Source organism: Mesorhizobium sp. M1163 (assembly GCF_040318415.1).
Classification (GTDB): Bacteria; Pseudomonadota; Alphaproteobacteria; order Rhizobiales; family Rhizobiaceae; genus Mesorhizobium.
Window position 1 is genome coordinate 1 of record NZ_JAMYMF010000065.1, and the last position, 17,176, is coordinate 17,176.

The 17,176-nt window shown below is 62.4% G+C and carries 14 protein-coding genes and 2 pseudogenes; 8 read left to right on the plus strand and 8 right to left on the minus strand.

Translation table 11 applies throughout. The features are described from left to right. Positions 1-139: 139 nt before the first annotated feature. From NKH43_RS33505 to NKH43_RS33525, 5 genes are all read right to left on the minus strand, one after another. On the minus strand, positions 140-1,060 hold the full coding sequence (locus tag NKH43_RS33505) for a phosphorylase family protein (protein WP_023719986.1): 921 nt from the start codon (positions 1,058-1,060) through the stop codon (positions 140-142). A 14-nt stretch (positions 1,061-1,074) separates the two neighbouring features. Continuing rightward, positions 1,075-1,866: an ABC transporter permease gene (locus NKH43_RS33510; RefSeq protein WP_023719987.1), complete on the minus strand. Its 792-nt coding sequence runs from the start codon at positions 1,864-1,866 to the stop codon at positions 1,075-1,077. Next, positions 1,859-2,746 carry an ABC transporter permease gene (locus tag NKH43_RS33515; RefSeq protein WP_023719988.1) on the minus strand — a complete coding sequence of 296 codons (888 nt, stop codon included), beginning with the start codon at positions 2,744-2,746 and terminating at the stop codon, positions 1,859-1,861. Before NKH43_RS33515 ends, NKH43_RS33510 begins: the two co-directional genes overlap by 8 nt. Continuing rightward, positions 2,743-3,780: an ABC transporter ATP-binding protein gene (locus NKH43_RS33520; protein ID WP_023719989.1), complete on the minus strand. Its 1,038-nt coding sequence runs from the start codon at positions 3,778-3,780 to the stop codon at positions 2,743-2,745. The genes NKH43_RS33515 and NKH43_RS33520 overlap by 4 nt, the downstream gene beginning before the upstream one ends. A gap of 131 nt (positions 3,781-3,911) precedes the next feature. Then, entirely contained in the window at positions 3,912-4,952 is a 1,041-nt protein-coding gene (locus NKH43_RS33525; RefSeq protein WP_023719990.1) for an ABC transporter substrate-binding protein, read from the minus strand. A gap of 197 nt (positions 4,953-5,149) precedes the next feature. On the opposite strand from NKH43_RS33525, the gene NKH43_RS33530 reads away from it, so the two are divergent. Further along, positions 5,150-6,148, plus strand: coding sequence for a LacI family DNA-binding transcriptional regulator (locus tag NKH43_RS33530; protein WP_023719991.1), 999 nt, complete (start codon positions 5,150-5,152; stop codon positions 6,146-6,148). Between the two features lie 12 nt (positions 6,149-6,160). Here NKH43_RS33530 and NKH43_RS33535 read toward each other — a convergent pair whose 3' ends face one another. Continuing rightward, positions 6,161-6,745: a TetR/AcrR family transcriptional regulator gene (locus NKH43_RS33535; protein WP_023719992.1), complete on the minus strand. Its 585-nt coding sequence runs from the start codon at positions 6,743-6,745 to the stop codon at positions 6,161-6,163. A gap of 105 nt (positions 6,746-6,850) precedes the next feature. Here NKH43_RS33535 and NKH43_RS33540 point away from each other — a divergent pair, with 105 nt between their 5' ends. The 3 genes and pseudogenes from NKH43_RS33540 (at position 6,851) to NKH43_RS33550 (ending at position 9,238) form a co-directional block, all read left to right on the plus strand. Next, positions 6,851-7,666 carry an oxidoreductase gene (locus NKH43_RS33540; protein ID WP_352495973.1) on the plus strand — a complete coding sequence of 272 codons (816 nt, stop codon included), beginning with the start codon at positions 6,851-6,853 and terminating at the stop codon, positions 7,664-7,666. A 62-nt stretch (positions 7,667-7,728) separates the two neighbouring features. Beyond that, positions 7,729-8,205, plus strand: a pseudogene (locus NKH43_RS33545) (alpha/beta fold hydrolase); the annotation flags it as partial. A 90-nt stretch (positions 8,206-8,295) separates the two neighbouring features. Then, positions 8,296-9,238, plus strand: a pseudogene (locus NKH43_RS33550) (NADP-dependent oxidoreductase). On the opposite strand, the gene NKH43_RS33555 reads toward NKH43_RS33550, so the two are convergent. After that, a complete protein-coding gene (locus tag NKH43_RS33555) occupies positions 9,231-10,160 on the minus strand; it encodes a sugar kinase (protein WP_352715147.1) in 930 nt (309 codons plus the stop codon). The pseudogene NKH43_RS33550 and the gene NKH43_RS33555 sit on opposite strands and share 8 nt — an antisense overlap. A gap of 158 nt (positions 10,161-10,318) precedes the next feature. Here NKH43_RS33555 and NKH43_RS33560 point away from each other — a divergent pair, with 158 nt between their 5' ends. From NKH43_RS33560 to NKH43_RS33570, 3 genes are all read left to right on the plus strand, one after another. After that, positions 10,319-10,765 carry a FixH family protein gene (locus NKH43_RS33560; protein WP_023719997.1) on the plus strand — a complete coding sequence of 149 codons (447 nt, stop codon included), beginning with the start codon at positions 10,319-10,321 and terminating at the stop codon, positions 10,763-10,765. Positions 10,766-10,772: 7 nt separating this feature from the next. Further along, positions 10,773-11,972, plus strand: coding sequence for a cytochrome-c peroxidase (locus tag NKH43_RS33565; protein WP_352861782.1), 1,200 nt, complete (start codon positions 10,773-10,775; stop codon positions 11,970-11,972). A 127-nt stretch (positions 11,973-12,099) separates the two neighbouring features. Further along, positions 12,100-12,831 (plus strand): cysteine hydrolase family protein, encoded by a 732-nt coding sequence (locus NKH43_RS33570; RefSeq protein ID WP_352861784.1) that lies wholly within the window; start codon positions 12,100-12,102, stop codon positions 12,829-12,831. 23 nt (positions 12,832-12,854) lie between these two features. Here the strand turns inward: NKH43_RS33570 and NKH43_RS33575 are convergent, their stop codons facing one another. Further along, a complete protein-coding gene (locus NKH43_RS33575) occupies positions 12,855-13,307 on the minus strand; it encodes an Lrp/AsnC family transcriptional regulator (protein ID WP_023720000.1) in 453 nt (150 codons plus the stop codon). Between the two features lie 162 nt (positions 13,308-13,469). Here NKH43_RS33575 and putA point away from each other — a divergent pair, with 162 nt between their 5' ends. Further along, positions 13,470-17,081, plus strand: a complete 3,612-nt coding sequence (gene putA, locus NKH43_RS33580) for a bifunctional proline dehydrogenase/L-glutamate gamma-semialdehyde dehydrogenase PutA (RefSeq protein WP_352861786.1) — start codon at positions 13,470-13,472, stop codon at positions 17,079-17,081. Positions 17,082-17,176: the final 95 nt, after the last annotated feature.

The window sequence follows — 17,176 nt, forward strand, 5'->3', positions numbered from 1 at the left end:
CACCACCGTGCCATGGCCGCTCGCCCTTCAGAGCAAGCGCCGTTCTCTCTCCAAAACTTTTTGCAGAACCTTCAGGACACTATCCTCGGGATTCTTGGTCGGTGGCAGAGCTTCAGCTATCCGGCGCACCAAGGTCGTCTCAGAACCGGCTGGAGCGTTCTTTCGGCTGAGGCGACTTCAAGCCGTGACAGGAGCATTCCGGATCAGCGGGAAGTCGCGCGGCGGTCTCCAGCGCGACCCGCGAGGCTGTCATGGAGAGACTGGGCAGCACGTCCTCCTGCAGCAATTTCTGGCGATTGCGATCCATATAGTCGTTGAAGCCCGCCGTCACGAATGCGCAAGGCACGAAACACGCGCCGATCTCGCGCGACAAGGTCGCCTCAGGGGCGATGGAATGGTTGAGGACATCCGCACCCATGCCCCGATACGCCAAGGCTTCGGCTGGCGTTGTCAGTCGGGGCCCATAACAATGGGCAGCCACCAACTGCTGTTCGATGCCGTAAACGCGGCATTCGGCTGGCCAATGACGGCGGGCCGTTTCGACCAGAACCGCCGCACATCTTGGACACACGATTTGCTTGCCCGAACAGTCAAAGCTCTGGCGGTCAGGAAGCAGTGAAAACGGGGTCTGCGTCAGTTCAATGATGTCGGCGGTCACCACCATGTCGCCCGGCTGGATCGCCTTGTTGACGGCGCCTACAGTCGAGCAGGCGAGAACTTGCCGTACACCCGCCCGCATCAATACCCAGAACGCGCGGCGATGGCAGGAATGGTCGATACGGTCGCGGGGATTGCCGTGCGAATACATGCACAACGCACGTTTTGCTCTCCCTTCGGCTGTGATGGACGCATCGAACTCGAGCAGCTTCCAGTTGTCGGTACGACCGAAAGGCGTTTCAAAACTCATGTCGCGCCGCAACGTGCGCACACCATCGAATTCGACATCTTCCGGGAAGGCAAGCCCCCAGTTTGCCGACCCGGTGATGATGGCCAACCCTACCTGAGGGATGTCCGTCGAATGATCCGTCAGATCGTCGGCTGCATGGTGATTGGTGGGCATGTTTCCAGTCTCGGTCAGGATTTTTGGCGAAGGGTCACAATCAGGACCACGGCCACGACGATGACGGTCCACAATGTCGAGATCGCCGCAATGGTCGGATCGATCTGATCGCGCAGCGACAGGAACATAAGCTTCGGCATCGTGCTGTTGCGACCGCTTGCGATGAAGATCGAAATCACAGACTCGTCGAGCGAAGTCAGGAACGCCATCAATGTCGCCGACAGCAAGCTGATCCGAAGTTGCGGAACGATTATTCCGCCAATGGCTCTGGCCCAGTTTGCACCGAGGCTGCGCGCCGCCTGGACCTGGTTCCAGTCAAAGCGGGCGAGAGCCGGCAGCAACACAATGCAGGCGACCGGAACGGCCAGCACCACATGTCCGACCAGCACACCGAATAGCGTTCCGATCAGATGTTGTGCAGCCAAGACAAAGAAGAGACCGATCGCAAGCAGGATACCCGGGGTGATCGAGGGGGTTAGCAGGACGCTCTGGATGATCGCAGCGGTTTTTCCGCCCAGCCGATTCATTGAAATGCAGGCGAGCAGCGCAAACGGCACCGCGATCAACGCCGTCAATGTCCCAAGGATCAAACTCGTTCTGAGCGCAGCCATCCACGTTGCCGAGCCGAAGAAGTTCTCATACCAACGCAACGAGTAGGCGTGCGGCGGAAACTCGAGGAGATTCGACGCCGAAAAGGAAAGCGGCACCACCACGAGCGTTGGCAGCATCAGAAATGCCATGACAAGAGCGGCAAAGCTCCAGAGCAAAATGCGGGCGAGCCTGTTTTGCGGATAGGCTTCAAGCATGGGGGGCTTCCACTGTGTTCTGGGCCACCAGGCGGCGTGCCGCCAGCAACATCACACCGATCAGCGCCATAAGAACGAGGAGCAGAATGCCCAGGACGCTCGCCGACCCCCAGTCCTGAAAGGTCGATAGTGTACGCTCGATCCGGGTAGAGAGAGGATTTACCTTGCCGCCGCCAAGCACCGCCGGCGTGATGAAAAAACCTATGGCGTAGATGAGGACGATGATCGAACCCGAGAAGATGCCGCCCGCCGATAGCGGCAAAATGACCGTGCGGATGACCTGCCTGAGAGTGGCTCCCATGCTCGCCGCCGCGCGAATGAGATTTGGGTCGATATCGCGCATCGCAGCATAAACCGGCAGCAGAAAGAGCGGCAGCATGTAGTGCACCATGCCGATGAGCGTTCCGGTGAAGTTGTAGACCAGCGGCAATGGCTCCGCCGTCAGGCCTGAACCGGTCAAAGCCGCGTTGATCAGGCCATCGCGCCGCAAGAGCACGAGCCAACCATAGGTACGCACCAGAATGGAGGTCCACAGCGGCAGCATGACGAACGCCATCAGCACGTTGGCCACCCTTGGTCTGACGCTGGCCAGAGCCAGCGCCAGGGGGGTGCCGAGAAGAATGCAGGCCGCCAGCGTACCCAGGGACAGTTCGAGGGTCGTGACGAGCGCCGACCATGTCAGTCCGCTTGAAAGGACCTTCTGGTAATTGCCCACGGTGTACTCACCCGCGGTGGTCAGGAAGGACTGCCGGATGATCCAAAGGATGGGCAGTATCGCCGCCAGCCCAACGATGAACAGCGCCGGGAGCGAAAGTGAAAGAAAAAACCGCCGCTCGCGCCGTGCATCCGCAGCGAGCGCCGGATCCCGGACGACGGTCACGCCGTCGCTCCCGGTATGGCGTGAACCTTCGCTGCTGGTGCATATGCGGTCATCCGCTGACCGGCGGCAAGCTCGGCGCAGCCGCCGGCCAGCGCTGCCGGAATGCAGACAAGAACCTCTTGCCCACCGTCAAGCGCCAGCGTCAAAAGCCAGTTTTCGCCGCGGAACGCTTTGGCGCGCAGTATTCCTTCGAGAGCCACTCCGTTTCCCCCGACGAGCTTCGCATCAAGATGGAAGCTTTCGGCGCGGATCATCAGAGTTTCGCGTGATGGTTCGGCGCCGTCGATTCTGCGTGCTGAGCCTGGCGCCACAATGTTAGCCTCGCCCATGAACTCCGCGACGAAGCGGGTCGATGGACGATCATAAATTCGCTGCGGCGTATCTATCTGCTGGATGCGGCCAGAGTTCATCACCGCAATCCGGTCAGACATAATCAGCGCTTCGCGCTGGTCATGGGTCACATAGATTGTGGTGATCCTTAGATGATCATGCAGGCGCCGGATCTCATACTGCATGGTCTCGCGCAGATTCTTGTCGAGCGCCGACAGCGGCTCGTCCATCAACATCACGCGCGGTTCGAAGACGATAGCCCGCGCCAATGCCACCCGTTGACGTTGGCCGCCGGATAGTGCGGCAACATTGCGCTCCGCCAGGCCATCCAGCTTCACGCGGGCCAAGGTATCAAGCGCCCGCTGACGCGCCTCCGCTCTCGGTATCTTGCGCAGCACCAGCGGATACGCGACGTTCGCCAGGACATTCATGTGGGGAAACAGGGCGTAATTCTGGAATACTATGCCAATGTCTCGTTTGTTGGGCGGCAGGCGGGTGATGTCTCGATCGCCCAAGAGAAGTTTACCGGAATCCGGCCGGACAAAACCGGCCAGAGCCATGAGTAACGTGGTCTTGCCCGATCCCGATGGCCCTAGCAGCGTGAGGAATTCGCCAGCCTGAATGTCGAGCGAAACATCATCCAGTGCGACGTAGGATCCATAAGCCTTGTGCACGCTTTCGATGGTGATCGCGAGCGACTTCATCATGTGCTCCAGCCTTAAGGCGCGTCGCCTTCGACCGGCCTCACGCGACACGCTTTAGGTTCTTGTTTTCATGCATGTTGTTGTCGCAAAACCGCTGCACACTTTTGCGCGATATGCATTAGAGCTGAGAGTCAGCGGGCCATCATTTCATCGAAGGCTCTTTGGGCAGCCTCGCCATTCTTGACCCACCATTCTGAATTCGAAAACACCGACGTGCCAGCATTTTCAGGCGCGGTCGCAAGGGTCTTCAGACGGTCCTCGGGAATAAGGCCACCCTCATATGCCGCAGGATTGACTGGGCCGTAGGCAATGAAATCGGTCAGCTTCGCAACTCGCGCAGGCTGCGTCATCGCTGCGATGAGCTTCATCGCGGCTTCCTTGTTCGGCGCTCCCTTCGGCACCCCAAGGCAGTCCGTGCCGATGACCGAACCCTTGAACGTGTAGTCAGCCGCGCCGCCATCTGCTTTCACGGTTTGAGCCCGTCCGTTCCAGGTAATGACCAAATCCGCCTCACCATCTTTCAGCAACTGCGCGGACTGAGCTCCCGAGGTCCACCACACGGCGACATTTGGTTTGATCGCTTCAAGCCGGTTGATGGCGCGCTCTAGCCCTTCCGGCGTGCTGAGCACGGAATAGACGTCCGCGGGTGCCACGCCATCGGAGAGAAGCGCGATCTCGATCGAGTCTTGCGCATTGGCGCGCAACGCGCGCCGGCCAGAAAATTTGGCAACATCCCAGAATTCCGCCCACGTCTTCGGCGGGTTCTGGCCATAGGTCTTGGTGTTCCACGACATGACGGTGCCGTAGGAGTCGAACGGATAGCAGTAGTCGGACTTCGCACCCTCCGGCACGGATTTCGGATCGATGATCTTGTAGTCGAGTGGCTCAAGCAGCGATTGTGCGGCCGCCTGGGCACCTTCCGGTGAGCCCAGGTGAATGACGTCGGTCGTGACCGCACCCGATGTGACCTGCATCTTCAAGGCGGCTAGGCCGTCGCTTAGGGTCTCCTCGCGGACATCATAGCCGAGCTCTTTTGCAGCAGGCCCCCACATGGCTTCCTTCATGGCGTTGCCATAATCGCCACCTGCGGTCGTGATGGTGACTGTTTGCGCATGGACGGGCAAGGCAGCCGAGATTGCGAATGCTGTTAAGGAAATGCGTAGCCAGGACATAGGTTCTCCTCCCCAACTTTATCCAAATGTCGCTCAAAAGTGCCATTATTTTGTAATCGTAACGTTACGATTGCATCTGAATGCGCTGGAGTCAAGCTGCTTCCTGCGGGAGTTTGGATTGACCGGGATGTCGAATCCGGTAACGTTGGCGGTCAGCAAAATCAGCCGGCGCTTTCGCAAACGAAGTCGGGCGAACAATGGCCAATCTAAAGCAGATCGCGGCGGAACTTTCCCTCTCGGTGACCACGGTATCCCGCGCTCTGAAGGATGGGCCGGAAGTGCAGCCCTCGACCATAGCCCGCGTCAAGGAGGCGGCTAAGCGGGTCGGCTATTTACCAAATCATCATGGTCGCGCGCTCAAAACCGGTCGAACGCAGACGCTGACGGCAGTACTCCCGATGGAGACACGAGATCATCTGTCCGATCTGTTGAAGCTTCCTTTAATCGAAGGCATGACGTTGGCGGCGCGGCAAGCCGGTTATAGTCTGTCCATCTATTCCACCACTCCCGACGACGATCCCGTCGAGAGTGTGGAGCGGCAGCTCCAGGCGCGCAGCGCAGACGGCCTGATCATCACACGCCTGGTGTCGGCTGATCCGCGCGTCAAGCTGCTGCTGGATAAACGCATGCCATTCGTCGCGTTTGGAAGAACCGACCTGGATATCGCGTATCCTTATGTCGATGTCGACAATGAACAGATTGCCTACGAGGCGACCCGGCGGCTCATGGATAAGGGCTGTCGACGCATTGCGCTGCAACTTCTCGTTCCGGAGGACCAAGCGAGTGCCATGCGTCTTTCCGGGTATGGAAGGGCAATGGCCGAGGCCGGTATTCCGATCGACCAATCGCTGATCGGTCATGGCATGTTCACCATGGAATCGAGCGCAGGCTGGTTCGATCGCTTGCTGGCGTCATCAGATCCGCCGACGGGCTTGGCGTGCGCCAACGAACTGGGCCTTCTGGGAGCGTTGCACGCCCTCGGCAAGCGGGGTCTTACACCAGGCCGCGACGTCCACATCGTCACCCGTGACAGCACGCGGCTGGCACGTTTCCTGCCGGCAAAGATCGGAGTTCATTCCGTGGATATGGCGGGTGTTGGACGCAAACTTATCGAAGTCCTGGAGAGCCGGATCATCAATCCGCTTGGGCCGGTGGAGACAGTCTTGGTGCAAGGCAGATTCGAGCCGGCCGAATAGTCCGGGCTGCCGTCAGGGGGCCACCTCGTCTTGAACCGGCCGGATCAGCGCCTTTGCGGCAGCTGCTCCCGCTGCAAGGATGCGATCCGACAATTCCGTCCCTTCCAGGGCGCGGGCCAGTTGAAGCGCGCCGATGAGCGTTGCAAACACACCCAACGCAACGCCCTCTGGATCATTGGTCGGCGGCAGAGCGTCGGCTATCTGACGCACCAGGGATTGGGCGCGTTCGGCATAGAGGGCCCGCGTTTCAGGCGGCTGCCGCGCTATTTCCGGCAGTAGCGCGGCCGAAGCGCAGCCCTTTCCAGGATTGTCCCGGTGCTCGGCCGATAGATATGCCCCTATGGCCATTTCCGGACCGCCGGCGGCCAACGCTTCCTGCACTTGCTGCGACTGCGCGTCCAGGGCCGCCGCCACGCTTTCACGGACGAGCTCCGCCTTGGACTGAAAGTGCGGATAGAAGGCCCCGTTCGTCAGCCCGGCGTCGCTCATGATGGTCGCCAGCCCGGACGCCGCGATGCCGTCAGATCGAAAACGTTCGGCGGCGACCTCCATGATCCGGCTGCGTGACGCGTCTTTTCGGCCCTTTTCGTAGCGCATGTCTTCTTTCCTGCCCTGCTATTGCATTATGCTCATAATCTGATATTACGACCATAATTCAATTCGTGGAAATAAGCTAGACCTCTCGAACCTGGAACATCAAAAATGAATGGGAATTCTGAAAAAACCGCAATCGTGACCGGAGCCTCCTCGGGCATTGGCCGCGCCAGCGCCGAGGCCTTGGCGCGGGCGGGGTTCACTGTCTTTGGCACAAGTCGCCGCAAGACCAGTAATGGCCCGGAAGGGGTGACCATGCTGGCATGCGACGTGACCGATGATGCGGCCGTCACTGCGCTCGTTGCCACCGTGCTCGCGCAGACCGGCCGGATCGATCTCCTGGTCAACAATGCCGGTGTCGGCCTGCTAGGGGGTGCCGAGGAATCCTCGGTCGCACAGGTACAAGCCCTGTTCGACGTCAATCTGTTCGGCGTCATGCGGATGACCAACGCAGTATTGCCGTCGATGCGGCGGCGCGGCCAAGGGCGCATCATCAATATCGGCTCCATTCTGGGATTGGTACCCGCGCCATACTCAGCGCATTACTCGGCAGTCAAGCACGCGCTCGAAGGCTATTCGGAATCGCTCGACCACGAGGTGCGCGCCTTCAACGTCCGCGTTTCCGTCATCGAGCCGGCATTCGTCCGCACCGTCTTCGACCAGAACGGCATCGAGCCGGATTCGCTGTTGAAGGAATACGATCGGGCTCGAGCCGGGCTCAAGGCGTTGCTGGGCGATGTGATGCCGATAGCCGATCGGCCGGAAGTGGTGGCGAATGTGGTCGTCAAGGCGGCGACCGATGCCCGTCCGCGACGGCGTTACACCGCTGGCAAGGCAGCGCGCCAGGTCAGCCTGCTGCGCCGCTTTGCCCCCGCGGGGATGTTCGACAAGAGCCTGCGCAAGCAGTTCCGCTTGCCGGTCTGAACAACAGAGCCAGGGGATTTCGCGCATATGCGACTAGCAACCACAACACATTTGGTCAGGCCCTTGTGCGCAAACTCATCCTGGCTGGCACGGGGCCGGCCGGTGGCGAAGGCATCGACAAGGTGACGCCGCTGACGATCGTGGACATGATCAAGGGCGCGCTGACCTTGCGGGATCCGAAATACTATCTCTTCTTCACAACGACGCCGAATGGGCGCCGCGCCGCAAACGCATTTCTGCAACGGCTGAAAGAGCGCCGGTCCAACCGGGACAAGGCGGTATCGCTGAGCGCCTTCGGCGCGCAACTCAAGGCGATCAAGGCCTACGGACTCCAGGCGCCGCAAGACCTGAGCGCTATCCGCATTCCCACTTTGGTTGCGAATGGCGACCAGGACAGGATGGTGCCGAGCAGCAATACCTACGATCTCGCCGGGCGTATCCCAGGGGCGCATCTGGTTATCTATCCGGATGCCGGGCATGGCGGGGTAGTTCAGAACTACGCCGATTTCGTCCCGAAAGCCCTGTCCTTCCTCGAGGCTGAGGTCTTGCCGCAGGGCGGCCATGCAACTGAAAACGTTCGGCTTGTTTTGTCGCGGAACACCAACAGACATTCTTAGAAAGTAACTGCCATGAAGGCATTCGTTGTCGATAAATATAATAAAAAGGGCCTTCTGCGGCTGGCCGAAATGCCGGAGCCGCAGCTCCAGGACAGCGATGTCCTGGTCGAGGTTCATGCCGCAGGGGTGAACCTGCTCGATTCCAAGGTCAGAACCGGAGAATTCAAGCTCATCCTGCCCTATCGCCGGCCCTTCATCCTGGGCCACGACGTGGCTGGGAAGGCCGCGCGATGGCGGGATTGGGACATTCGCCGAGTTCATCGCCATGGATGAAGCCGATGTGGCCTTGAAGCCTGAGAATCTCAGCATGGAAGAGGCGGCCTCGATTCCCCTGGTCGGTCTCACCGCCTGGCAGACGCTTATCGACAGGGCAAACCTGAAGAAGGGACAGAAGGTCTTCATCCAGGCTGGTTCCGGGGGCGTGGGAACATTCGCTATTCAGTTGGCCAAGCACCTCGGCGCGACCGTTGCGACAACCGCGAGCGCGTCGAGTGCCGATCTGGTGAAAAGTCTCGGCGCCGATGTCGTCGTGGACTACAGGCAAGAAGACTTCGAGAAGGTTCTGTCGGGCTACGATGTCGTCTTGAACAGCCAGGACGCCAAGACGCTCGAAAAATCCCTGAGCGTGCTGAAACCGGGTGGCAAGCTCATCTCCATCTCGGGTCCACCGGATTCCGAGTTTGCCAGGGAAAAGGGACTGAATTTTATGCTGAGGCTGGTGCTGCGCTTCCTGAGCCGCGGAATTCGGGCCAAAGCCAAGCGCCGTGCCGTGCAGTTTTCGTTCCTTTTCATGTGGGCGCAGGGCGATCAGCTGAGCAAAATCACCTCCCTAATCGAATCCGGCGCGATCCGCCCGGTTCTGGATCGGGTCTTTCCATTCGAAGCGACCAATGAGGCTCTGGCCTATGTCGAAACAGGACGCGCCAAGGGCAAGGTCGTCATCAAGGTCAGATAGCAGTTGCCTCGAACGCAGCCCTGAGCGTCTCGAACGGCGCCAGGGCGCCGCGCACCTGTACGACGGCGGCGGCGACGCGATGGGCGCGCTGCACCGCCTCAGTCGGCGCATGGCCGGCAAGGCGGGCGGCGAGATAGGCGCCATTGAAGGAGTCGCCGGCGCCGGTGGTGTCGACCGGGGTGGCGACGTGTACCGCCGGCACGGTTTGCAAGGTTCCGTTTTGCGCGATCAGCGCCGGTTCCTCGCCGTTCTTGACGACGACCTCGCCGACCAGCTTTCGCAGCCGTTCGGCTGTTTCCTGCGGTGTCGTATCACCAAACAGCATCTGCTCGTCGGGAAAGGTGGGTAGCGCGATGTCGGCGACGGCGAGCGCCTCGAGGATCGCGGCCTGCGCTTCCTCGCTTTGGCGCCACACCCGCGGCCGGTAATTGGGATCGAAGGCGATCAGCGAGGCGGCCGCGCGCGCCTTGGCCACGGCCGTCAGCAGTACCTTGCGCGCACCCTCGTCGAGGATTGCCAAAGTGATTCCGGAAAAATAGACCAGCGCCTGGTTTTCAAGGCTTTTCTGTAAAGCGGCTGGGTCCGAAGCCAACTGCCTCGCGGCCGCATCGGCCCGCCAATAGGTGAACGAACGTTCGGCGCCGGTCAGCGTGATCGCATAGAGGCCGGGGCGGGCGCCCGCTATCACCGGGCTGGCGCCGACGCCGATGCCGTTTTCGGCGAGGAATTTGATCTGGTCGCCCGAGAACGGGTCGTCGCCGAAGGCCGAGACATAGGTCGCCGGCCGCTCGCCGCTCAAGGCATGCAGCGCCCATAAAGTGTTGAACGTGTCGCCGGCAAAGCCCATGCGCCAGTTCGGCCCGGCCTGGCCCGAAAGCTCGAGCATGCACTCGCCGATCGAGGCGACGCCGTTTCCTGCCATGAAGTACTCCTCCATCCGTGCAATTGCGGTGCTGTAGCTTTTTGCGGCCGGCAGCGCCATGCTTGGCGACGGCGGATTCTTGCGCTGGGCGCGATTTCCCACAGGGGCGTGGGACGCGATCTGCCCAGCGAATCGTTATCCGCAGAACAGGAATGGGTTTGGCATCGTTATGGCGTTATCTTCTTGGAGGCTTCGGCCTGGCTGCTTTGCTCGCCGGTGTGCTGGCCGTCGTCTATCTGACGGCGCCGCATGCGCCGCAACCAAGCTCGGACGTCGGCCGTTCAAGGACGACGGCGAACAAGCTGTTCGTGGCGACTTTCGAGCCCGAGAAAGGCGTCATCCGGCAGGGCGAACTGGAGTCCTGGCTGCTCACATTGAAAACCGTCGAGGGTGCGCCGGTGGAAGGTGCTGCGATAACGATTTCCGGCGGCATGCCGCAGCACAAGCACGGTCTGCCGACCAGCCCGCAGGCGACCGATTACCTCGGCGAGGGACGCTATCGCATCGACGGCGTGAAATTCACGATGAGCGGGTGGTGGCAGTTGCATTTTGCCATTTCCGCCGCGGCCGGTTCGGACACTGTCGTCTTCAACGTGGTGCTGTGAGCCATAGATGAGCCGGTTTTCCAGTCTTCTCGCGTTGGTGATGGTGGCCGTGCTCGCCGGCTGCGGCAGGCCGGAGTTTTCCGACGCCGAGAAGCAAACCGTCGCCTCATTGGCGCTGTCCAAGCTGCCGCCGCTGAAGCCCGACACGACCAATCGCTTTGCCGAGGTGCCGGCCGCCGCGGCACTCGGTTCGACGCTGTTCTTCGACACCGGGATGAGCGGCGGCGGCACCGTATCCTGCTCGACCTGCCACAAGATCGACCGCCAGTTCCAGGACGACCTGCCGCAAGCGGTCGGCGTCGGCCGCACCAACCGGCGTACCATGCCGCTGGCCGGCGTCGCGCATGATCCCTGGTTCTTCTGGGACGGGCGGCGCGACAGCCTGTGGGCGCAAGCACTGACGCCGCTCGAAAATCCGCTGGAGCAGGCCGGCAACCGCGCCGCCTTCGCGCATTACATCAAGGGCCGTTTCGGCGAGCGCTACGAGCGCATCTTCGGGCCGCTGCCGGACCTTTCGGGTGTGCCGGCCAATGCCAGCCCGCTCGGCACCGATGCCGAGAGGGCGGCCTGGAACGCCATGCCGGAGGCACAAGCCGAGGAGGTCAATCGCGTCTTTGCCAATATCGGCAAGGCGATCGCCGCCTTCGAGCGCTCGATCGCGCCGCCGCAGACACGCTTCGACCGTTTTGCTACCGATCTTGCGGTGGGCGCCGAGCCGCAAGGCGACGCCGTCTTTTCGCCGGAGGAAATCCTCGGCCTGAAGCTGTTCATCGGCAAGGCCAATTGCGTGACCTGCCACAACGGCCCGCGTTTTACCGACGGCAGTTTTCACAACACCGGCGTGCCGCCTGTCGCGGGCCTGCCGCCGGATCGCGGCCGCGTCGACGCGGTGGCGCAGGTCGAGGCCGATCCGTTCAACTGTTTCGGCACCTTTCGCGACGGTGATGCCAGCGCCTGCCGCGAGTTGCGCTTCATGGTCAAGGCCGGGCCGGAACTCATTCGTGGGTATAAGACGCCGTCGCTGCGCGGTGCCGCCACCCGGCCGCCCTACATGCATGCCGGGCAGTTTTCCTCGCTGGACGAAGTGGTGGCGCATTATTCCAAGGCGCCGGCCAGTGTCGAAGGTGTATCCGAGATCCACCCGCTGCAGCTTTCGGACCGCGAACGCGCGGCTCTGGTGGCGTTTTTGAAGACGCTGGCGGAGTGAGGCCGGGTTTGTGTCGACAAGAGCGGACCACCGTCTTGGGCCGCCAAATAACGTTGACACGATGCAGGGTCGCTGCTCATGATAACCAAGGCGCAAAGTGCGATACCTCAGGCTGTGGGAGGATAAAATGCAGCCACTTGAAATCGACGCCAGGCCTCAACCTGTTTCAATTGACCCCGCCAAGACCGCAGTTCTCGTCGTGGACATGCAGAATGACTTCGGCTCGAAAGGCGGGATGTTCGACAGAGCCGGCATCGATATCTCCGGGATTCAGCGGGCTGTCCGCCCTACCGCAAGTGTTATAGCGGCCGCCCGCAAATCGAGACTGCCCGTCATCTATCTGAAGATGGGATATCATCCCGACCTTTCGGATCTTGGGACGTCGGACGCCCCCAATCGTCTCCGACATCTCCAGATCTTTGGGGTCGGTGAGAACATGACAGCGCCGGATAGCAGTGAGAGCCGGATTCTGATCCGCGACACCTGGGGAACAGATATCGTCAACGACCTAAGGCCGGAGGCGGGGGATGTTGTCCTCTACAAAACCCGGTTCAGCGGTTTCTACGAGACCGAACTCGATGCGGTCCTGAAGACCGCAGGCGTCAAACACCTGATCGTGACAGGGTGCACGACCAGCGTGTGTGTGGAGTCGACAATTCGGGATGCCTTCTTCAGGGACTATCACTGTATCCTGCTGACGGATTGCACGAGCGAACCGATCGCGTCGGATGCACCCAGGAGCAATCATGACGCCTCGATTACGCTCGTGCAGATACTCTTTGGATGGACATCGACGTCCGACCATTTCCTGAGGGCGATCGAGGAGCAATTTCAGGAGCGTCTTGAACGAGCCGGATGAGCTGACGAGATATCAGTGAGCGCCTACCGATCCTTCACCGTCTCCATCGCCACGAAGGTCGAGGTCTGGGCGACGTGCGGCAAGGCCGAGATGCGTTCGCCGAGCACGCGCCGGTAGGCGGCGATGTCGGTGGTGCGGACCTTCAGCAGATAGTCGAAGCTCGATGCCATCATGTGGCACTGCTCGATCTCCGGCACCGTCTGCACGGCGCGGTTGAAGGCGTCGAGCGCGGCCGAGCGGGTGTCGGACAGTTTCACCTGGACGAAGGCGACATGGCCTTCGCCCATGCGCTCGCGGTCGACGATCGCCTGGTAGCCCCTGATAAAGCCGTCCTTCTCCAGCCGCTTCACCCGCGCCTGCACCGGCGTCTTCGACAGGCCGACTTTTGCCGCCAGTTCCGACATGGAAAGCCGGCCGTTGCTGCCCAGGGCCGACAGGATGTTTCTGTCGATGCGGTCCAATTGGTCTTCTGCCATCGGATTCCTGGTCGAATTGGAGGTGATTGGCCATAATGATAGATCAATCGACCTGTCCTGTCGATTTCTTTGGACCGGACGAAATCCCTACTTATGTTAGCTTGCGCCATTCGGTCCGGTGACCGCCGGCCCGCTTCCTTATGCTCGCTCTACAGGACCGCCATGCCAGCGCTCGACACCATCCGCCAGCAAATCCGTGCCAATTATTTGCCCGACGAAGACCAGGCGGTGAAGCGGCTGGCCGAGGCGGCCGGGCTGTCCGTGCACGATCGCAAGGCGATTTCGGCCCGTGCCGCCGATCTGGTGCGGGCGGTGCGCGGCTCGTCCGATCCGCGGCTGATGGAAGTGTTCCTGTCCGCCTACGGCCTCTCGACCAAGGAGGGCGTGGCGCTGATGTGCCTGGCCGAAGCGCTGCTGCGGGTGCCCGACACCGAGACGATGGACGACCTCATCGCCGACAAGATTGCGCCGCACGACTGGTCGGCGCATTCGGGCGGTTCGAGCTCGATCTTCATCAATGCATCGACCTGGGCGCTGATGCTGACCGGCCGCGTGCTCGACGAAGGCGAGGGCGGCATCGAAGGCACGCTACGCGCCATGGTGCGCCGGCTGGGCGAGCCGGTCATCCGCAAGGCAGTCGCCGCCGCGATGCGCGAGATGGGCGAGCAGTTCGTGCTCGGCCGCACCATCGCCGAGGCCGTCAGGCGCGGCCGGCCGATGACGCAGAAGGGCTATCTCTATTCCTTCGACATGCTGGGCGAAGCGGCCCGCACCGAGGCCGACGCGCTGCGCTATCTCAAGGCCTATGCCGACGCCATCTCTTCGCTCGATGCCGGCGCCAACGGCCCCGACATCCGCCAGAACCACGGTATTTCGGTCAAGCTGTCGGCGCTGCATCCGCGCTATGAAGTGACCCAGAAAGAAAAGATGCTGCCGGTGATGGCCGAGCGGCTGTTGTCGCTGGCGCTGGCGGCGCGCCATTCGCGCATGGGGCTCAACATCGACGCCGAGGAAGCCGACCGCCTCGATTTGTCGCTCGACGTCATCGAGCGGGTGTTGGCCGAGCCGGAGCTTGCCGGCTGGAACGGCTTTGGCGTCGTCGTCCAGGCCTATGGACCGCGCGCCGCCTTCGTCATCGACTGGCTCTACGCTCTGGCCAGGAAATACGACCGCAGCATCATGGTGCGGCTGGTCAAGGGCGCCTATTGGGACACCGAGATCAAGCGGGCGCAGACGCTCGGGCTCGACGGCTATCCGGTCTTTACCCGCAAGGCCAACACCGACGTCTCCTACTTGGCCTGCGCGAAGAAGCTGTTGTCGATGACCGACCGTATCTATCCGCAATTCGCCACTCACAATGCCCACACCGTCGCCGCCATCCTGTCGATGACGACGGAGCGCGATACATTCGAGTTCCAGCGCCTGCACGGCATGGGCGAAGCGCTGCATGAGACGGTGCGGCGGGCCGAAGGCACGCGCTGCCGCATCTATGCGCCGGTCGGCGCGCATTCCGACCTGCTCGCCTACCTGGTCCGCCGGCTGCTGGAGAACGGCGCCAATTCCTCCTTTGTCCACCAGCTCACCGACGAGGAGGTCGAGCCCGAGGACATTGCCCGCGACCCGCTCGAAACGGTGGAGAAACAAGGCCCCGCCGCCAATCCGGCGATCGTGCCGCCGTCGGCGATCTTTGGCCCCGGCCGGCGCAACTCCAAGGGTTTCGATATCACTGACACGCTGACGCTGGCGGCGATCGACAAGGCCAGGGCCGAGTTCGCCGGGCCGGAGCGCTGGCACGCCAAGCCGGTCAGCCGCGCCGCCGGCTACGGCAAGCAGCGTCCGGTGGTCAATCCGGCAAAACCTTCGGAAGTGGTCGGCACGGTCAGCGAGGCCGGCGCCAAGCAGGTCGAGACCGCCGTGCGCATCGCCGTCGAGGCACAACCGGCATGGGCAAGACACCCCGTCGCCGAGCGCGCCGCCATCCTCAACCGGGCGGCCGATCTCTATGAGGCGAACGCCGTCGAGTTCTTTGCGCTCGCCGCCCGCGAGGCCGGCAAGTCGCTGGCCGACGGCGTTGCCGAGGTGCGCGAGGCGGTCGATTTCCTGCGCTACTATGCGGCCGAGGCCGCCAATGCCGAGGCGGGCACCGAGGCGCGCGGCGCCATCGCCTGCATCTCGCCGTGGAATTTTCCGCTCGCCATCTTCACCGGGCAGATCGCGGCGGCACTCGTCACCGGCAATTCCGTGATCGCCAAGCCGGCCGAGCAGACGCCGCTGATCGCTTTCCGCGCTGTCCAACTGCTGCGCGAGGCCGGCGTACCGGAAGACGTCATCCAGCTTCTGCCCGGCGACGGTCCCTCGGTCGGCGGCCCGCTGACCGCCGATCCGCGCATTGCCGGCGTCTGCTTCACCGGCTCGACCGATGTCGCCAAACTGATCGAAAAGCAGCTAGCCGAGACCGCCGCGCCCGATGCCATGCTGATCGCCGAAACCGGCGGCCTGAACGCCATGATCGTCGATTCCACGGCGCTGCCTGAACAGGCGGTGCGCGATATCCTGGCCTCCGCCTTCCAGAGTGCCGGCCAGCGCTGCTCGGCACTGCGCATTCTCTACGTGCAGAAGGACGTCGAGAAGAAGATGCTGGAGATGCTGAAAGGCGCTATGGAAGCGCTCAGCCTCGGCGACCCCTGGCGGATCTCGACCGATGTCGGCCCGGTCATCGACGACGAGGCACAAGCGTCGATCCGCGACTATTGCACGAAAATGGGCCTGCAGGGCCGGCTGATCGCCAAGCTCGAAGCGCCGAAGGACGGCCGCTTCGTCGCGCCGCACGTCTTTAGGGTCAAGAGCATCGAGGAGTTGGAACGCGAGGTGTTCGGCCCGGTGCTGCACGTCGCCATCTTCGATGCCGACGAGATCGATGCGGTGATCGCCGCGATCAACCGCAAGGGCTACGGCCTGACCTTCGGCCTGCACACCCGCATCGAAGGCCGCGCGCAGCATTTCGTCGACGGCATCCATGCTGGCAACATCTACGTCAACCGCAACCAGATCGGCGCCGTCGTCGGGGCGCAGCCCTTCGGCGGCGAGGGGCTTTCCGGCACCGGACCGAAGGCGGGCGGGCCACATTATCTCCGGCGCTTCCGCAAGGGGCCGGAGGCCGGCACCCATCTTGCCGAAGGCCGCAAGGTGACGGCGACCGAGCTCGCCGACAATCTGCCGGACCCGGCCTTTGGCGGCTGGTCGACGCGGCCGGATCGCGTCGCCATCCTGAGGAAACATCTGCGCGGCAAGGGTGCCGCGGCCATCGGTGCCGCCGCCGGCATCGATTTCGGCCAGGTCGACCTGCCCGGGCCGACCGGCGAGGCCAACACGCTGTCGCTGTCGCCGCGCGGGCGCGTGCTGTGCCTCGGTCCCGACGCGGATACCCTGCTTGCGCAGACGATCCAGGCGCTGGCCGCCGGCAATGCCGTGCTCGCCGTCGCACCTGGCGCGCCTGCGGCACTGTCGGCGCTGACCGGCAAGGGCCTGCCGCTGGCGGCGATCGACGGCCGTCCGGACCCGGTCGAAGCGCGCTCGCTGCGGGTCGATGTCGTCGCCTTTTCCGGTACGCCCGAGGCCGCGCGCATCGTGCGCAAGGTCATCGCCGACCGCGCCGGCCCGATCGTACCGCTGGTCAGCGAAGTGTATTATCCGGCCGCCTATGCGCACGAGCGCGCCGTCTGCGTCGACACCACGGCGGCGGGCGGCAATGCCAGCCTGCTGGCCGCGGCATAGGGTTTCGCCAGGGATAGTGTCCTGAAGGTTCTGCAAAAAGTTTTGGAGAGAGAACGGCGCTTGCTCTGAAGGGCGAGCGGCCATGGCACGGTGGT

What these genes read in the sequence shown, in the direction of transcription:
- putA (WP_352861786.1), top strand. Translation starts at nt 13,470, where the DNA reads ATGCCAGCGCTCGACACCATCCGCCAGCAAATCCGTGCCAATTATTTG.
- NKH43_RS33520 (WP_023719989.1), bottom strand. Translation starts at nt 3,780, where the DNA reads ATGAAGTCGCTCGCGATCACCATCGAAAGCGTGCACAAGGCTTATGGA.
- NKH43_RS33570 (WP_352861784.1), top strand. Translation starts at nt 12,100, where the DNA reads ATGCAGCCACTTGAAATCGACGCCAGGCCTCAACCTGTTTCAATTGAC.
- NKH43_RS33505 (WP_023719986.1), bottom strand. Translation starts at nt 1,060, where the DNA reads ATGCCCACCAATCACCATGCAGCCGACGATCTGACGGATCATTCGACG.
- NKH43_RS33535 (WP_023719992.1), bottom strand. Translation starts at nt 6,745, where the DNA reads ATGCGCTACGAAAAGGGCCGAAAAGACGCGTCACGCAGCCGGATCATG.
- NKH43_RS33530 (WP_023719991.1), top strand. Translation starts at nt 5,150, where the DNA reads ATGGCCAATCTAAAGCAGATCGCGGCGGAACTTTCCCTCTCGGTGACC.
- NKH43_RS33540 (WP_352495973.1), top strand. Translation starts at nt 6,851, where the DNA reads ATGAATGGGAATTCTGAAAAAACCGCAATCGTGACCGGAGCCTCCTCG.
- NKH43_RS33575 (WP_023720000.1), bottom strand. Translation starts at nt 13,307, where the DNA reads ATGGCAGAAGACCAATTGGACCGCATCGACAGAAACATCCTGTCGGCC.
- NKH43_RS33565 (WP_352861782.1), top strand. Translation starts at nt 10,773, where the DNA reads ATGAGCCGGTTTTCCAGTCTTCTCGCGTTGGTGATGGTGGCCGTGCTC.
- NKH43_RS33555 (WP_352715147.1), bottom strand. Translation starts at nt 10,160, where the DNA reads ATGGCAGGAAACGGCGTCGCCTCGATCGGCGAGTGCATGCTCGAGCTT.
- NKH43_RS33510 (WP_023719987.1), bottom strand. Translation starts at nt 1,866, where the DNA reads ATGCTTGAAGCCTATCCGCAAAACAGGCTCGCCCGCATTTTGCTCTGG.
- NKH43_RS33525 (WP_023719990.1), bottom strand. Translation starts at nt 4,952, where the DNA reads ATGTCCTGGCTACGCATTTCCTTAACAGCATTCGCAATCTCGGCTGCC.